12 protein-coding genes, 1 tRNA gene and 1 pseudogene are annotated in these 17,465 nt (G+C 48.9%); 4 read left to right on the top strand and 10 right to left on the bottom strand.

Features of this window, described 5'->3' with window-relative positions; genetic code table 11:
- Positions 1-104: 104 nt before the first annotated feature.
- From HRE53_RS10670 to HRE53_RS10660, 3 genes are all read right to left on the bottom strand, one after another.
- Positions 105-1,577 (bottom strand): WecB/TagA/CpsF family glycosyltransferase, encoded by a 1,473-nt coding sequence (locus HRE53_RS10670; RefSeq protein ID WP_235110392.1) that lies wholly within the window; start codon positions 1,575-1,577, stop codon positions 105-107.
- Positions 1,578-2,383: 806 nt separating this feature from the next.
- Positions 2,384-3,943, bottom strand: coding sequence for a DUF5691 domain-containing protein (locus HRE53_RS10665; protein WP_235110390.1), 1,560 nt, complete (start codon positions 3,941-3,943; stop codon positions 2,384-2,386).
- A 6-nt stretch (positions 3,944-3,949) separates the two neighbouring features.
- Positions 3,950-5,263: an SWIM zinc finger domain-containing protein gene (locus tag HRE53_RS10660; RefSeq protein ID WP_235110388.1), complete on the bottom strand. Its 1,314-nt coding sequence runs from the start codon at positions 5,261-5,263 to the stop codon at positions 3,950-3,952.
- Positions 5,264-5,466: 203 nt separating this feature from the next.
- Here HRE53_RS10660 and HRE53_RS10655 point away from each other — a divergent pair.
- The 3 genes from HRE53_RS10655 (at position 5,467) to HRE53_RS10645 (ending at position 7,851) form a co-directional block, all read left to right on the top strand.
- A tRNA-Thr gene (locus HRE53_RS10655) sits at positions 5,467-5,539 on the top strand.
- A 25-nt stretch (positions 5,540-5,564) separates the two neighbouring features.
- Positions 5,565-6,566, top strand: a complete 1,002-nt coding sequence (locus HRE53_RS10650; RefSeq protein ID WP_235110386.1) for a sulfurtransferase — start codon at positions 5,565-5,567, stop codon at positions 6,564-6,566.
- A 118-nt stretch (positions 6,567-6,684) separates the two neighbouring features.
- Positions 6,685-7,851 (top strand): cysteine desulfurase family protein, encoded by a 1,167-nt coding sequence (locus tag HRE53_RS10645; RefSeq protein ID WP_315876438.1) that lies wholly within the window; start codon positions 6,685-6,687, stop codon positions 7,849-7,851.
- A gap of 167 nt (positions 7,852-8,018) precedes the next feature.
- Here the strand turns inward: HRE53_RS10645 and trmFO are convergent.
- From trmFO to surE, 7 genes and pseudogenes are all read right to left on the bottom strand, one after another.
- Positions 8,019-9,414 (bottom strand): annotated as a pseudogene (trmFO, locus tag HRE53_RS10640) (FADH(2)-oxidizing methylenetetrahydrofolate--tRNA-(uracil(54)-C(5))-methyltransferase TrmFO).
- A 77-nt stretch (positions 9,415-9,491) separates the two neighbouring features.
- Positions 9,492-9,674 (bottom strand): hypothetical protein, encoded by a 183-nt coding sequence (locus tag HRE53_RS10635; protein ID WP_235110385.1) that lies wholly within the window; start codon positions 9,672-9,674, stop codon positions 9,492-9,494.
- A gap of 70 nt (positions 9,675-9,744) precedes the next feature.
- Positions 9,745-11,277: a family 10 glycosylhydrolase gene (locus HRE53_RS10630; RefSeq protein ID WP_235110383.1), complete on the bottom strand. Its 1,533-nt coding sequence runs from the start codon at positions 11,275-11,277 to the stop codon at positions 9,745-9,747.
- Positions 11,278-11,564: 287 nt separating this feature from the next.
- Entirely contained in the window at positions 11,565-12,494 is a 930-nt protein-coding gene (locus HRE53_RS10625; protein WP_212663416.1) for a MoxR family ATPase, read from the bottom strand.
- Between the two features lie 19 nt (positions 12,495-12,513).
- Positions 12,514-13,446 carry a bifunctional riboflavin kinase/FAD synthetase gene (locus tag HRE53_RS10620; RefSeq protein ID WP_235110381.1) on the bottom strand — a complete coding sequence of 311 codons (933 nt, stop codon included), beginning with the start codon at positions 13,444-13,446 and terminating at the stop codon, positions 12,514-12,516.
- A gap of 34 nt (positions 13,447-13,480) precedes the next feature.
- Positions 13,481-14,431 carry an MBL fold metallo-hydrolase gene (locus HRE53_RS10615; RefSeq protein ID WP_315876437.1) on the bottom strand — a complete coding sequence of 317 codons (951 nt, stop codon included), beginning with the start codon at positions 14,429-14,431 and terminating at the stop codon, positions 13,481-13,483.
- Between the two features lie 77 nt (positions 14,432-14,508).
- The gene (gene surE / locus HRE53_RS10610; protein ID WP_212663414.1) at positions 14,509-15,300 is read right to left on the bottom strand and encodes a 5'/3'-nucleotidase SurE; all 792 of its coding nucleotides are present in this window, start codon (positions 15,298-15,300) and stop codon (positions 14,509-14,511) included.
- Positions 15,301-15,431: 131 nt separating this feature from the next.
- On the opposite strand from surE, the gene HRE53_RS10605 reads away from it, so the two are divergent.
- Complete coding sequence (locus HRE53_RS10605; RefSeq protein WP_212663413.1) at positions 15,432-17,435, top strand: cation:proton antiporter; 2,004 nt, start codon at positions 15,432-15,434, stop codon at positions 17,433-17,435.
- Positions 17,436-17,465: the final 30 nt, after the last annotated feature.

Here is a 17,465-nt window from a genome sequence, read left to right as displayed (position 1 = left end):
TTTCATCATGGCCTGTGCAGCCGGACAATACAACCCACTGCTCAACAGGTTAAAAGATTGGATAGGGTGGGTTAGATCTCTGCTAGAAAAGGGTGACGGAAGAATTAGCGATGAAACTTTTGATTCAAGACTAACTTCAAGAATGGCAGATCATTAATTAAATAGCGCTTCCAGAGGCGTCTTGGTTCGCCCATCAAACGAAAGAGCCACTCTATGCCAATGGTGCTGACAAGCTTTGGAGCCCGTTGTTGAGTACCAGCTTCAAAGTCCAAGGTCCCACCAATGGCAAAAATAATATTCACGGACTCTGCTAGCTGCTGACGATAACGGTAAATCCACCGTTCTTGTTTGGGAGATCCGACCCCGATGGCGAGAACTGTTGCTCCAGAGTGATGGATCCGTTCGATAATCTCTGCACATTCCTCTGGATTTTGCTCAAAGCTATAGGAAGGGGAGTAAGAGCCAACAACGATGTCACGACCCACGCGAGCATTGATATTTTGTTGCGCTTGAGCGGCAACACCTGGAGCAGCGCCTAACAGAAAAATCGTGATGTCTGGATTATCTTTGTGATAGGTGTAAAAGGCAGGAAATAAATCTGAACCCGAGATTTTCTCTTTAATCGGTGAACCGAGGAAATGGGAGGAAAAGTAGAGAATTTGGCTATCGCAAATTTTGTAGTCGGCAATGTTGTAAGCAGCCCGAAACTCCTCATCCTGCTTCAGGTTCATCACGTGGTCAACATTGGGAGTAAAGACGATACCCGATTTCAGTTCTTGGAGCAGTTCGTCTTGGGTCACGTTATCGATGGGGACACCCAAAATGTCGACTTTGCTCGTGAGCCAAGGGTGATCGCTAGGAGGCTGGAAGTGGTATCCCTGAGCAGATTGAAAGCTTAGATTGACCAAGTGACGAGAGGTAGAGTAAGCGTCTACGGAAGTTGCGATCGCAGGCTGTGCCAATGAGTTACTGGTTTCAATGATGGCTTTGGCCAGTCGCGTTTGGGGCGAGTCTTGTTTGAGGTCGCGAATCAAAGACGGGTCAATTTTAACCGCATCAACCCCTAGTTTTTCCCATTGCAGAAAGGTGAGATGTTGGTTGGCAAAATTGTCTAAGGTGACGGCGCACCCTAGTTCTTTTAGATCTCGGATTAAAGCGACTGAATCCTGAAAATTTTTGGCCAGACTGGCTTCAGATACTTCGAAGTGAAGCTGATGAGGTTGAACACTATGGTTGACCAGCAGATCGTAAATGTCTTCGGCAATAAAGCGATCTTCAACGATCCGCTTCGATAAGTTGATGGAAAGCTTGAGGTGAGCGTGTTGCTTCAATTGGGCAATGGCCTGCCCTGTCACATAGCGATCTAACCATTGCTCGGCATCCGCACTTCTAACCGCTGGCATGAATTCTTTCGGCCGATGGATAAGTCCTTGGGTATCCCGCCATCGTAAGAGCACTTCATTCTGAAGAACGTTACCTGAAGAAACGTCATAAACCGGTTGATACCACAACTCAAACCCACGGGGATTAATGGTAAGTGGCGGAGAAGGCAGGATCGTTTGAGACTTGGCCAGCATAGGTTGAAGAGAGAGATAAGCTATCGAAACATGAAAAAGTGGCTAACAATCACTAGTCAGTAACAAAAAATGATCAAAAATTTTCCAAGCACTCTGAGCATTAACCATAAGGTTGGTTAATGATTTTCCCTCACTAGCAATTATTCTAACTATCTAAATATCAGGGTGCTTGCGTGTTATTACGGATAATTTTTTGTGCTGTCAACTTGTTTTTGAAGCGATGACATCAAAAGCACTCACCAGATGGTTGATAAAATTTTACTCCTCCCCCCAACAATTTATAAATATCTAAAACTATCCCTATGAAGTTGGGTAAAATACCCAAGCCTTATAGAGTGAAGCACTTCTATATTATTGATAACGCATAAAGAATATCAGTATTCCGTGATGCAAGATTTACTCTTTTATAGCATCAAAATAGATATGAATTATTAATTTATTTTGAGGTATTGAGAACAGCTTTTTAGGTTGAAATTAAAAATTTCACAAATAAAAATAATTGCTATTTTCTTGTGGGAGGAGATAAATATTTGCCTTTTCGATAGCTTATTCAAGCTAAAGTTTTTTTAAGCCAAAACTCTTGATTTAAGCTTTATTAGTAAAAAAATTTTTGTTATAGAATTGCTTATACTCCTGTAATCTCTATTTATCGCTATATTTTATAGCTTTAACTTCCTTGGTATTGAGATAGCCTGAATGAAGCTCAAGCTAGACATCAATGTAGAGTACGGTTTGTATGCTGAAGACTTTTGTAGAAGTGATGAAAAAAATCACTTGGTCTGAATTGATCTAGAAGCTAAGGAGTTTTAAAACTCTGCCCAGATAGATTTACGAAATTCAAGGGTGTTTTGCCATAGCATCAAGCTGTTTTGTTGATAGGTCGAGAATGAATCGCTATTCAAGTGGTTGAGGTAAGCAATGACATCATCTGCAATGATGGGATGCAGATTGAAAGACACGGTCTCGAACAGCGATAGCAACGTTGCAAAAGGTGATCGTGCCTGGGAAGAATTTGAAGTGTTGGCAAGTAATAGGTTGAGGTCAGGCTCGAGGGTTTCCCACCAGACTTGACTGAAATTAGGACTAAATAATGGGCCCCACTTGGCTAATCTGATATATTTCGTGGCTTTTTCTGCTGGAGAGCTGGATTCGGCTAGGTATTTTAGAAATAGCGGCTCAACCTGTTCAGCGGGCAACCGTTTAATCAGAAAATCAATAGGGTCATAGGTTTGCTTCTCGGTAGGATTGCTGAGCCAATAGCCCATCATTCGTTGGATCCACGATGGATTGGCTTGTCTCTGGGCTGCGATGGTCCATCCTTGTAATAGAGCAGCACCCTGTTGGTGTGTCTGGGCGGTTTGGATCAGAGCATCTATATCGCCTGACCAAAAGTTTAAGGGAACGCCTGCTACGATTCGCATTAGCAGACTCCCTCGCCTTCCTAACTGACTTGATTGGGAGTAAGAACGCTCAGTTTTCCAGGAGCCATCATCTTTGGGGAGTGTAATGGAGAGGGTATTGTCCTCAAACTGAACATAGGTTTGTACCTGGGCAGTCATGCGCTGGCAATATTGTGAATCGGGCAAATGGGCTAGCAGGCCACCTGCACAGGTGCGGACTTCCTGGGCGCGATCATGTAATGCTATCTCTAGAAAGGGTTCATCTTCTACACTGAGATGCGTGGTGAGGATGGCGAGAAACGTTGCTCGATCTTTCGCCTTTTCTTGTTTCCATGTGGTGCTCAACATCTCTCGAGCGGCTTGAGGATTAAGACTTCTGAAAGTTTTCAACAGATCGATTCGGAGGGCGTAATCAGAAGTTTTCCACAAGTTTTCCACAGCCTCTTGGTCGATTTCCCCAGCCTGGGTATAAGGCAAAGGTTGACCTGCTGCATAAGCCCAAGCTGAATTATATTGTGCCAACCAGCGACCCCGTTCACCGATGACTGCTTGGATATTGGATCGTAATGGGGTGTGCCCACGACCCTGATCTAATAGGGCAGGTAATGTTTCTGCCGGAACATACTGGTGAGCTTGGGCTATGAGATCCAATAGTTCGAATAAAACGTCTTTGTATTCACCATTAAGAATGATTTGTAGATGTTGATGGGTACGGTCACTGCAGCGGGATAAGGTTTCGGCTGGACAAGGCTTAGGCAGTTGTTCCACCTGAGAGTAGGTACATTGTCCTGCTTGTTGATAGCTGGCTAAAATACCTGCAGATTGTAAGAGCATGGGCTCAGGCTCTGTAGGCACTTGGCTCAGCAATCCTTCGAGTTTCCCTTCGCCCGTTGGCTGCTGTGGAGCTTGGCGATCAGTACCGATTAAGGCATTGGCGACTAATGTTTCCCAAGGGGTTGGCATCATGATCTCTTAGCAGGGGACAAAGCGGTTGTCAGACCAGAGGCTGAGGGGGAGGAGGCTGTGGCCATTCCATTCTCCAAAGACCATGACTGGATGTCCACCACTTAAGGCCAGCAGAGACCAAGCGTCAAATCCTGCCCGGAGTGGCAATTGATGTCCATGAGTATCAGCGATTTGCCATTGTTGATCCCTAAAGTTTGGAATGACCTCTGCCAATAGCAACGGAAACTGTTCTAACCAAGGATTGGTGGCCATTGCTGCTCCGTAATGGGCGATGGCCTCCGCAATGTTGACTAAACCTCCGGTCGGAGGGATGAGGTCAACGCCAGGTTTTCGCTCTTTGACCAATGCCCGTAGGGGATAGAGCCCTGAATAGAACACCAACTCTGCCGATATCTGAGTGCCGGGTATCAAACTGGTGTCGAGGGGCTGATTTTGATAACCAAAACTGAGAATGAGCGCGGGTCGTTGATGGGTGATTCCCCAGAGCCAAACGCGCTGAACATTTAAGTTTTCTTCGGGGGTGATCCGTTTGCCCAGGACTGACCAGGTATCCTTGACCACTAGAGGGGAGGGGCTAGTGAGCAGATCCTCTTGTTTTTGGGTCCAGCCGATTTGCGATCGCAATTCTGCTTGCACGGCTTCTGGTAAAGTTGCCAGTCGCTGATAGCCTTGCACGAGTAAATAAAGCTTGCCCAATTCAGCTAAAAGACGAGACGGCCAATTGCCCCCTGTGTGGGGAATACTGGCCATTGCTCGCAAGCGGTGGGCGAGTCCGGGGGCTTGGGCATCGACCATGCGGGCAGCGGCCTTTTCCCAAAAGCTATAGGGTTGAGTTTGGGCAGTGGCTAAACCCTGACGCATAAAATCTTGGAGCCACTGGTCTAAATCCGTTAGACCTGCAAGGATTTTGGTTTCTCGTTGGGCGATACGCTTGGTTTGGGCCTCTGGATCGACAGTGGCGGCCTTGGCCTGCTTACGTGATGCAGTTTGCGATCGCTTCTCTAACCATTCCTGGACCCAATCAGGTGGATCGGCGGCGGTAAATAAATCAACTTGGTTGGCGAGCAGTAAAAACAGTGCCAGGGAATGTTTGCAGGGAAACTTGCGACTGGGGCAACTACAGCGAAAGGCGGGTTCACTCAGGTCAATTTGGGTGCGGTAAGGTTTTTTGCCACTGCCGCGACATTCGCCCCAAATGGCCTGTTGATTCGTGCCTAAGGTTTGCCATTTACTGGCAGTGGCTAAACTTTTACCGTTTTTTGTAGATTTATCGTCCGGAGATAGAGCAATCACTTGCTCAACCGTCCAATTCATAGTCATGAGCAGGGCAAAATCAGGGATTACGGCAACCTTGCTACCAGATCAGAGCAGGGCAATGGCTATTGTCCAACGGGTGCTTCCCTACAATCTACAGAGAATTTGCCACCATTTATGAAAAAGTGGGAATATCTGAATTATCATAGATGAGCTAGTTTGATGGGTATGGGCGTTTTGGCCATAACGCTTATATAATGTCTAAGCACGCTGGTGTAGCTCAGTTGGTAGAGCAGCTGATTTGTAATCAGCCGGTCGCATGTTCGAGTCATGTCACCAGCTTTTTGGTTTCTATCCTACTTATAGGATGATGCGTAGTCCTGTTCCTGCAAAGGTGATACGAGCTGCAGTTCTGGGAATGGTGCTGTTTTTAGGTGCGATCGCATTCAAAAACACTATAAACATTACTTCTCACACAAATTCGCCGCAAATTTCTTACACGCTGCGTTCCCAGCTACCTCAGCTTGAACAAACTTGGGTGGTCAGTGCATTAGAAGCTAAGGCTTTAGTCGATCAAGGCGCTACCCTGCTGGATGCCCGAGGGAATCAGTGGTTTGGTATCAATCGGTTACCAGGTAGTGTGCCAGTCCGATGGCAAGATTTTTCTCCCTCTAATAAAGTCCGCAAAGGAACGCTGCTAGAGAGCGATGCAGTTTTAAACCAGAAACTCAGGAAGTTAGGAATCTCCCAAGAGCGGCCTGTGGTTGTTTTTGCCAATCCACCGCAGGGTTGGGGAGAGGAGGGGCGGATAGTTTGGATGTTGCGATCGCTCGGTCATCCACAGGCGGTGATGGTGGACGGTGGGTATTCAGCCTTAGTGTCATTGAACCTGACTGCTCCCGACATGCCGAAACAGGGAGATTTTGAGGTTCAAAGAAATCTCACCTGGCAGATTCAGAAATCGGAATTAAAAGCGGCTCTTGATCAACCCAATCTAGTGTTAATCGATACACGCACTCCCAAAGAGTATGCAGGAGCGACTCCTTATGGAGAGAAACGGCGAGGGCATGTGCCGGGGGCTATTTCCCTACATTTTCAGGATCTATTAACGTCCCAGGGACAGCTTTTACCCCGAGATCAGATTGTGGCAAAACTCGCTAATTTAGGGATTACCCAAGAGACTGCAGTGGTGGCTTACTGTACTGGAGGGATTCGCTCAGGATGGCTGACGGTTATTTTGGCTGACTTGGGGTTTCAGGTGCAAAATTATGCTGGTTCCATGTGGGAATGGTCAGCGGGGTCATCTGCAGAGTATCCGCTGACTGTCTGGGCTCAAACGTCTAAGGCTGTTGGTGATGTGCCAGAGTAAAGATGTTCGAATTAATAGGTGTACAAATTACCCTTATTGCACCTATTAATTCGAACTGTGTATACCTAAACTGATACACCCGTAGAAAGAGTTTGCAGTCCTCTCTGGCGACATTTGAATGATGCCCTCTTTGCCTGAGCGCCCAATTTATCTAGACTGCCAAGCGACAACCCCAGTAGACCCGAGGGTAGTGGAGGCAATGCTGCCCTACTTTACGGACTGTCCTGGCAATCCTTCTAGCAATAATCATCTCTATGGTTGGGAAGCGAAAGCAGCGGTTGACCTAGCCCGTGAAACGATTGCTCAGGCTATTGGTGCGGAACCTAAAGAGATTGTGTTTACCAGTGGTGCAACGGAAGCCAATAATCTCGCAATTAAGGGGATAGCAGAAGTCTATCTCAGTAAGGGACGGCATCTAATTACGATGCAGACGGAGCATAATGCTGTTTTAGAGCCCTGTAAATATCTAGAAAAGCTAGGGTTTGAGGTGACGTATTTGCTTCCTCAACCGGATGGGCTGCTAGATATGGAGTGTTTGGAACAGGCGATACGAGCCGATACGATTTTGGTGTCGGTGATGGCGGCAAATAATGAAATCGGAGTATTACAGCCCATCGCTGAAATAGGTCATATGTGTCGTCACCATGATGTTCTGTTTCATACGGATGCGGCTCAGGCGATTGGCAAAATCCCGTTGGATGTGGAGGCGATGCAAATTGATTTGCTGTCAATCACGGGGCATAAGCTCTATGGCCCTAAAGGGGTTGGGGCGCTATATGTTCGCAGCCGTCATCCCCATGTGCAGGTTGCTGCTCAATTGCAGGGAGGTGGGCAAGAACGGAATGTGAGATCGGGTACGTTGCCGACGCCTCAAATTATCGGTTTAGGGAAAGCGATTGAGCTGGGATTAGCGGAGCAAGCAACAGAGGCAGAGCGTTTGACAGAGCTTAGAACTCATCTTTGGAAGATGTTACAGGTGTTAGATGGGATTCACTTGAATGGCCATCCTCAACAGCGATTGCCGGGGTGTTTATCTGTGAGTTTTGCTGGTGTGGATGGTGCAACGTTGTTGTTGGGAGTGCAGCCCTATGTAGCACTATCTTCAGGATCTGCGTGTGCGTCTAGTAAACCCTCTCCTTCCCATGTGTTGACGGCTTTAGGGATGTCTTCTCAACTGTCTAAAGCAACACTGAGATTTGGATTAGGTCGATTCACAACTCTAGAAGATGTTGAGCAGGCAGCTCACCATGTGATAGAAGCTATCCAACAATGTAAGCATCAATAATCACGATGAACTTCTTATTTTAAAGATGCTGAGCTAAAAAACTGGAAATTGTGTTCATAAGTTTGACGTTTACACCAACCTTGGATTTTCCGACATGGCAAGGAATACCCCCGCAGCCAGATACCCAAAAGAATGCCCCCTACTTCTGACAACTTAGATCCTCAGACTTAAACGGTTGTCTGAGCCATTATTTGATGATAAACAGCAGGTTCCGTGATCCAATCCGTTAAATCTGCCAGCGCACGATCGCGATAGACCCCATAGCGTTCCCGCTTATTCCGAACCCGCTGGGGCAGATCAGGAATAATGCCAAAGTTGGGTGGCATCGGCTGAAAATGCTTTGGTGTTGCTGAGCTAATGAACTCAAACAGAGAACCACTCATGGTGGTCGTTGGTAGCACTACAGGTTCCAAGCCTTGGGCCAACCGCACTGCATTCGTCCCGGCTAACCAACCCCCCAGCCGTCGCTGCCGTATAGCCTTCCGTACCGATCAACTGTCCCGCTGCCAGTAAAGTAGGCCGTTGCTTAAACTGCAAAGTGGGATGGAGTAACTCCGGTGCATTGATAAACGTATTGCGATGCATGACGCCCATGCGTACAAACTCTGCTGCTTCCAGCCCCGGAATCATTTGAAATACTCGCTTTTGTTCGCCCCAGCGCAAGTTAGTCTGAAAACCCACTAAATTCCAGAGTTTTCCAGCTTTATCTTCCTGACGGAGTTGAGCTACCGCATAAGGACGGTATTGCTGGTTCTCAGGGGCACGGAAATCGCCGTAGCGGTCGTTATCGAATAAGCCCACAGGCTTGAGAGGACCATAGCGCATCGTATCTTCCCCCCGGCGTGCCATCTCTTCAATAGGTAAACAACCCTCGAAAAACTTAGCGGTCTCTTTGTCAAAATCCTTGAGTTCAGCTTGTTCGGCAGCACAAATTGCCTGCAAAAAGGCTAAATATTGCTCCCGATTCATGGGGCAGTTAAGATAGGCCGCTTCGCCTCGGTCGTAGCGAGAGGCCAGGAATGCCACGTCTCGATTAATGGATTCGCCCACGATGATAGGGCTAGCGGCATCAAAAAAGCTGAGATACTCTTGCCCCGTAAATTGATGCAAACTCTCCGTTAAAGCCGCACTGGTCAATGGCCCAGAAGTTAACACCACAATGCCGTCTGCGGGTAAGGCGGGCACTTCGCCCCGACGCAATTCGACACAGGGATGCTCCGCTAACGTTTCGGTCAGATTGCGACTAAAAACGCCTCGATCGACTGCTAAGGCTCCTCCGGCAGGAACTTGATGTTCATCGGCTTTGCTAATAATGATGGAGCCAAGCTGACGCAGTTCGGCATGGAGCAATCCGGCGGCGCGATCGCTAGATTGTGCACCAAAAGAATTACTGCAGACTAACTCAGCTAGCTGATCCGTATGGTGAGCGGGCGTCAGCCGTTCTTCCTCTACAGAGCGCATCTCATGCAAAATTACGGGCCATCCTGCTTGGGCAATTTGCCAAGCTGCTTCAGTCCCTGCTAAGCCTCCCCCAATCACTTGAATGGGTTGTTGATGGTCCATATTGGTTATCTGCATGCGTTGTCTATACTAGGATAATCAATCAGAACCCATAAGACTCTGGTTGGTCTAAGGGGCTGCTAACAGATTTTTACGCTCCTACTCAATAGCTGATCGATCAAGTTTTTAGTGGATGAGTCAAGTCGCTGTTGCTGAGGGGCTTCCACAAACTGACGGCCACAGGTTTTACATGGGTGGCTTTGCTTGCCATGATGGATTGATAATGTTTTGAGTACGACCGCTAGGCAGGTCAATGTCGACATTGCTGGTCCTGAAATGTGGATATACTTATCCTTACATCTGGCCAACTCTCTTCTTTGGTTCTACCTCTGGCTAGGGAACCCTAGAGGACTGTAAACTATCCTCTTCTGGCAGCAAGGTCACCCGACAAGAACGGCGGGCATTGGCAAACTGTGGATCTTGCCAAGAGAAGTCAAAATGACTGACCGTACGTACTTGAGGGGCAACCCGACGAATGGCCGACATCTGAGCTTCTAAGGAGGGGCGATTGCGGTAGGTGCGACCCCATTGCCCTGCAATCACAGGCTTGACCTGGGCACCCGATGATCGCTGTAAGACTCGCTGCACCTGTTGAACAATACAGCTCGTATCACCACAGGTGCCGTAGGACATGGCATGCCATTCAATATTTTTAGGGAACCGATGCCAGGGCTGCATTCTAGAGTCATAGCCTTTACCCACCTTACGGTTCGCATCTGGGAAAAAGGCGGCCCCGGCAGGAACGCCTTGACGCATAGAGGTGGTGGCGAAAATCGAGAGGTAATCCACAACCCCTTGGTATGCATGGGCGACACTCAACAACCACAAATCCCGATTCAAGCGAGTAGTCCGGATACCGACTGAGGGAAGTTTGCCTTTAGGAATACTGCGCCCTTGCCAAAGAGCTGCTTTCTCCTTGGGATATTGGGTGTCAAAACTTTTTAACGTGCCTGCAGAAATCGAACCCTGCTGCAGATAATGTTGAATCACAGCCTGTCCCTTTTTGTTAGTGGCCCGATTAATCAAGGATTGACGGGACGAATTACCAAAAATCCATAGATCGCTGAGTTTACTGCTGACTGAAGCCCCTCCGGTTTGCCGAGGATAGCGAATATAGTCAAACAGGACGCCATCGGGTTTGCGCTGTAATATCGCTTGCAGCATCCGGGCATAGTCTTGGCGGGCTTGGGCGCTATAGGGATCGACAAAGGCCCGATCAATATCGCCATTGTCGAGATTGATATTGGGGTCAGCATAGTCCAACAGGGTCAGACTCGTTTTGCCTTTGCCGTTTCGGGCCAATACAGAGTTGCGATCGCTCCGTTGTCCATATTGATGGCCGTAATTGAGGCTAAACATCCAGGCATAGACCTTCAGCCCCCTGGCCCGCCCTTTTTTAATCGCCTCTGCCAGCAGATCACGCTTGGCATACTTGGGGTTGCGAATCTCTGAAGCCCAAGTGGTCGGGTTATTGGCAGACGGTAGAAGTACCCGACCGTTATAAAACACCTCCACATAGACTTGGTTATAGCCTCGACTGACAATCCGGTCCAGGAGGGTGTCGAGGACACCAGGTTCTAGGTCACACTCATGTAACCGCAGCCAAATTGCCTGATTCTGAGGCCAATTGCGGGATCGGCATTGTTGGAGTTGGCGAGCATCTGCAGCAACTTGTTGGTTGTAGGCTTGCTGAGCAGCCGCATCTCCTGCAATGGATGCCCGCAGGAGTTTGAGTTTGGCTTTGGCCTCACCCGGCGGGGAATGGCAGAACCCCGGCACTTGTGCTTGCGCAGGCGAGGCACTGAGGCTAAGGGGTAGGGCCAGGGAACAGAGCGCAAGATGCAACCAAGAAAATTTCTTTGTCATAGGGGCAGCAGAGGAGGGAGGAAAAATAACGTCCAAATTTCACCAAATCACGAACCACCAATCCTGAAATCGATGGGATGGATAGCTTTTGGCAAAGGCATCTATCCCCACTTATAGAATGCTGGGGGATCGATTGTGCGCTGACTTAAGGATGAATCAAGCTTGGTAAACCCGCGAGAATCATCGGACTGCACATATCGAGATGCTATTCTCTCTGACGCAGACTTATTCTGGGCGGTTCCAAGAAGGGTGCCCGATGGATTGAAGTTGAAATAATAGGGAGACGGTTAGGGAATTGCGATCGCATTCAGTAACTGCTCGACAATCCCTTGGGCAGAATGTCCGGCAGCAGGGATGAGGCGATGGCGAAGTACGTGGGGAGCCAGGAACTTTACATCATCTGGCAGCACGTAATCTCGTCCGTTTATTAGCGCTAGGGCTTGACTAGCTCGCTGGAGAGTCACCGTCCCTCTAGGACTGATACCTAGAGTAATATCATCATGCTCCCGCGTGGCGCGCACCAACGCCAAGATATAGCGCTGGACTGAAGATTCTACTTGAATGGCTAGACAGTCTTGCTGGAGCTGTTTGACCTCAGCCAAGGTAATGCAGGGCTGTAATTTCTGAAAAGATTTGCCAGACTTCAAACGCTCTAGCATTTGCAGTTCTTCTGCTTCTGAGGGATAGCCCAAACTCAAAGCCAAGGCAAACCGATCCAGCTGGGCTTCGGGTAAAGGAAACGTGCCTTGATATTCAACAGGGTTTTGGGTCGCAATTACAAAAAACGGATCGAGGACGGGATGAGACACCCCATCAATGGTGACTTGGGCCTCTTCCATCACTTCTAGCAGAGCAGACTGAGTCCGGGGAGTGGCCCGGTTAATTTCATCCGTGAGCAGCACATTGGCAAAAATTGGACCGGCTAGAAACTCAAATTTTCCTTCTTGGGGATTCCAAATATTGGTCCCGGTTAAATCACTCGGCAGCAAATCTGGCGTGCATTGAATTCGATGAAACTGACCATCAATGGAGCGGGCTAAAGACTTAGCCAGCAAGGTTTTACCTACTCCAGGCACATCTTCTAACAGAGCATGTCCTCCGGCCAGTAGTGCCACTAGCACCAACTGAATGGCCTCATGTTTACCAACAATGGTGGTCCCGAGGTTATCTTGCAGTCGCTTAACTTGGGGCCTGACACTGGTAAGGGTATTCACCATAGCTACCTAACTGGATGGGTTAGACAACCGCTGCGAGGGACGCCCGAGCTATCTCACAATCGGCCTGAATTTGGGCTTTGAGAGTCTCTAAAGAGGCGAATTTTTGTTCCGATCGCAGAAATTGCTGCAAATGCACAGTCAAAGTATGCCCATATAGATCCCCTGACCAATCGAGCAGATGCACTTCTAAGCTCGGTTGCTGACCGTCTACCGTGGGTCGGCAGCCCCAGTTCATCACCCCGCGTTGGGGTTGAGACCAGAGTTCGCTGGTGACGCTAACGCTATACACCCCGGTGCGGGGGCAAAATTTATTCGTGGGCACTTGCAAATTTGCCGTGGGAAAGCCTAAGGTCCGTCCTAACTGCTGGCCCGTGACCACTGGCCCAGTCAGGTCATAGGCCCGTCCCAACATTTGGTGGGCTTTTTCTAAGTTCCCTTGGAGTAATGCTTCGCGGATAGCCGAACTACTAATGGGTTCTGAGCCGTTCGTTTGCGGTTCAGTGATGGAGACGGGGATTTGATGCTGACCTGCGATCGCAACCAAATCTTGGGCTGTCCCTGCTCGCTTATAGCCAAAAAAGAAATTAAACCCGACGCTAATATATTGCGCCTGGAGCTTGGCGACTAAAATATCTTCTACAAAGGCTTGGGGACTGAGATTGGCTAACGCTTGATCAAAGGGAATCAGCACCAACTGATTAACCCCTAAATCCTCTAGCAACTTTACTTTCTCAGGCAGTGGCGTGAGCAGAGGCTGATCTTGACCCGAGAAGAAAGCTTGGGGGTGAGGGTTAAAAGCAACCACCGTTACTTCAGCGGGGTGTGCTTGGCCTGAACGGGCAGACAGCAAAGATTGAATGACCTGGCAATGTCCTTGATGAATGCCATCAAAGTTACCAAGGGCGACTACCGTTGGCGTTCGAACTGTCTCTAATGATGAAGTAACCCACACAAGTCAAATTTTGACACAGTTTAGGACCGTCCACTTAATCATGCACGGAAGAAATGGCACGACCCAGTTCGGCATACTGCAAAGATGATTGACCATTCGGTGTCAGGGTGATGCTTAAGCCTTCTTGGGCAATAATGGCATTATTAAATCGATGGCCCGCTTGACGCCCGATATCATCCAAGAAAACATCATGGTGAAGCGGATCATGGTGGAATAGAACGAGCTGATCAACCTTCGCCGCTTGCGCAATTTTAATCGCTTCTTGCCAGGTGGAGTGGCCCCAGCCGACCTTGCTATTCCCCGATTCATGATACTCAGCATCGGTATAGGTAGCATCGTAGATCAACACATGGGCGCGATCTGCCAACGCCAACACATTGGGATCTAAGGCCTCGGGGAAATGCTCGGTATCGGTGACATAACTTACGGTTAACCCCTGCCATTCCAACCGATAGCCCACAGACCCGCCGGGATGGTTGAGGATGGCATTGCGGATGGTAATATCTTCGACTTCTATCGTCTGGCCCACTTCTAAATCACAAAAATTTAGACTTCCCCCCATAATTTGCAGCGGTACGGGGAAATTGGGATGCAGCATCTGATCCGTTAAGCGTTTCTCGATGTTCTTACCGTCAGATGCTTTGGTGCCGTAGATATGGAAACGATTGCCCGGCATAAAGGCCGGAGAGAAAAACGGAAACCCTTGGATATGATCCCAGTGGGTATGGGAAAAAAGGATATGAGCTTCGATGGGTAGGTGTTTGAGTAGCTCTTGCCCGAGGACTCTAAGTCCTGTACCGCCGTCAAAAATGAACTTATGGTGTCCGGCTTGCACTTCCACACAGGGAGTATTGCCACCGTAACGAACGGTGTGTAGCCCTGGACAAGCAATACTGCCCCTGACGCCCCAAAAGCGAACGGTAAGCTTTTCTTGCATAAATGGCTTGCGGATGGCCTGGACCGAATCGGCCGTTAGTCCAATCATATCGAAGCAGTGAAACTTCTGCGGGTTTCTGTGAATTTTAGCCCAAATAAGAACAATTCGTGTGATCAAATCACGAATTATCGTCTCTGAAGAGGTGTAAGCCAGTTCAGGAGAGGATTGAGGCTATGGGTTGCAGTGAGATTATATTGCAAAGGTGTGATGGCAATCAGTCGTTGACGGATCGCCTGAACATCAGTGAGGATATCTAGATCGGCACTTCCACCTTCCAAATCTTCCATCACTTCTCCCGCCAGCCAATAATACGTTTTCCCTCTCGGATCAATGCGTTTCTCGAATAGGTCATGGTAACGACGAATGCCCTGCCGAGTGAGCGCCACCCCCTGAATCTGGTTCGCAGGCAAAGCGGGGACATTCACATTCAGCAACATCGGCTCAGATAAAGGATGCTGAATCAGGTGATCTAATAGCTGCTTACCGAAGTTTGCTGCTGGCTGAAACTGCTGTTCAGTAAAGCTGCCATAGCTAAAGGCAATACTCGTAATCCCTTCAATGACCCCTTCCATTGCTGCTGAGACAGTACCCGAGTACAGCACGTCTGTGCCCAAGTTGGGACCTTGATTAATCCCCGACAATACAAAATCCGGTGGACTCTCTAGGAGTGCTCCCAGAGCCAACTTGATACAGTCAGCAGGGGTGCCGGAACAGGCCCAGGCGGTCACCTGATCCACAAACATGGATTGGACTTTTTCTGCGCGAATGGGCTGATGAATCGTTAGCCCATGCCCGGTGGCTGAGCGTTCTCGATCTGGGCAAACGACGGTGACCTCATGGTCCAGGGCTAGAGTATTGGCTAAGGCCCGCACGCCAGGGGCAAAAATACCATCATCATTGCCGACTAAGATTTTCATGGACCTCCGATCAAGGCAAAGACAGCTCGATTGCGTGTGCAGAATTGTATATTAACGGTGTTGCTTGCATCTTACAGACATTGCAGACTGCTGGATTGATGTTAGAGTAGCCTGTCTTCAGAGAGTGACCTATGGCTGCAGAACTTTCTCTTATTGTCGATATGGTAGCGGTTTTAGGCACTGCTGCTGTTGGTGGCTATCTCACCACTCGACTTGGACAACCTGCCTTATTAGGCTATTTACTAGCGGGGTTAGCCGTAGGTCCATCTGGCTTAGAAATCGTTAAAGCTGAAGGCGCGATTAACTTTTTCGCAGAGATGGGAGTGGTGCTGCTGCTATTTGCCCTGGGAGTAGAGTTTTCCTTTAGCAATCTTTTAAAAGTCCGCAAAATTGCCTTGGGAGGAGGCACCCTGCAAGTACTACTCACTACCCTTTTGGGGGGTGGATTGGCCTACTTTACCCACTGGGTAGACACCTTGCCCCAAGCGATTTTTCTGGGAGCGGTGCTTTCCCTATCATCAACGGCTGTAGTGCTCAAAAGCCTAATTGAGCGCAATGAAATGCAGACGATGCATGGCCAAGTCATGCTGGGAATTCTGATTATCCAGGATCTGAGTTTGGGACTGATGCTGGCAGTGTTGCCGATATTGACCCAACCAGCCGCCACTATTGGCCAAGCCTTGCTGGTCGCTGTACTCAAAACCGCCTTGTTTTTTCTATTAGCGGTTGTTGCCGGACTGAAAATTGTCCCGACTCTGATGAAAAAGGTGGCCCAGACGGGGTCGCAAGAACTGTTTGTCCTGAGCGTGGTTGCCCTCTGCATGGGGGTTGCCTTGGCCACAGCCTCCATGGGCTTAGGCATTGAAATGGGGGCATTTGTGGCAGGTTTGATGGTGTCTCAGGTGGAATATGCAGACCATGCCTTGCAAAGTATTTTGCCCATGCGGGATGTCTTCGCCACCTTGTTTTTCGCCTCCATTGGTATGCTGATTGACCCCGTGTTTTTGGTTGAAAATTTGGGGACTCTGCTCAGTTTGGTGGCGATTGTGATGGTGGGTAAGGCCCTGATCGTCACGACCTTAGTCGTGATCTTTGGCTATGGCTTTAGCACTGCCCTCAAGGTGGGTCTAGGGATTAATCAGATTGGTGAATTTTCCTTTGTGCTCGCGGGTGTCGCCGTGGATCTGGATCTGTTCTCTCCTCGGTTATATGGCTTGATGGTGGGAACAACGGCCATTACCTTACTGATTACCCCCTTTGTCTTTAAGCTTTCGACTCGTCTCCCGAATTATCTTGAGCGCATACCGGGTATTGGACGGTGGTTTATCTATACCCAACGTCCGAAAGAAGTGGCGATTCCGGATGGGTTAGCGGGACATTGTGTTGTTGCTGGTTATGGTCGGGTTGGCCAAACCTTGGTACGGATGTTGCGATCGCAAGAACATCCTGTCCTAGTGATCGAAAATAATGAAGCAACCTTACAGACCTTGCGAGACCAGAAAATCCCCTATCTATTTGGCGATGCTTCCAGTGAGTTGGTATTGCGTAAATCCAAATTAGATCGAGCCCGCGTCCTTGCCATCGCCCTTCCTGACCCCTTGGCGACCCGGCTGACCCTAAAGCGGGCTTTAAGCATGGTTCCCGGATTAGATGTCACTGTTCGCGCCCACGCCATCCAAGAAATTGATGTACTCTACCAACTTGGCGCTAAAGAGGTGGTGCAGCCCGAATTTGAAGCATCCCTAGAAATGGGAGCCCATGTATTGCTCAATTTAGGTGACCCCATTCAGCAAGTCCAGACCATTGCCAATACCTATCGGGCAGGCCACTACCGTGAAATTGTGCCCAAACAGTTGGGGGATCGTGTTCCCCCTGAATTAGGCAAAGTTGTCGAAGGACTTGAAGGCCGTTGGTACACCCTGAAGCCCAACTCTCCCTTCATCAATCAAACGATTTCCCAGACTCAGATTCGTAGCCGTACGGGGGCAACCATTATGGCCGTGCGGCGGGGCCAGCGCATCTTTCGCTATCCCCATGCTTTTACGCTCTTAGAAACTGGCGATCGGTTACTTTTAGTGGGCAGTCCCCATGAACGGCGGGCCTTTGAAAACTTACTATCGCAAGCTATTCCCTAAGGATGGGTCATCTATCAAAGCGGCCCATTG

The sequence above is a fragment of the Acaryochloris sp. 'Moss Beach' genome (assembly GCF_021497025.1).
Lineage (GTDB): Bacteria > Cyanobacteriota > Cyanobacteriia > Thermosynechococcales > Thermosynechococcaceae > Acaryochloris > Acaryochloris marina_A.
The sequence above is the reverse complement of the archived record's forward strand: the minus strand, read 5'-3'. Positions and strand labels throughout refer to the sequence as shown.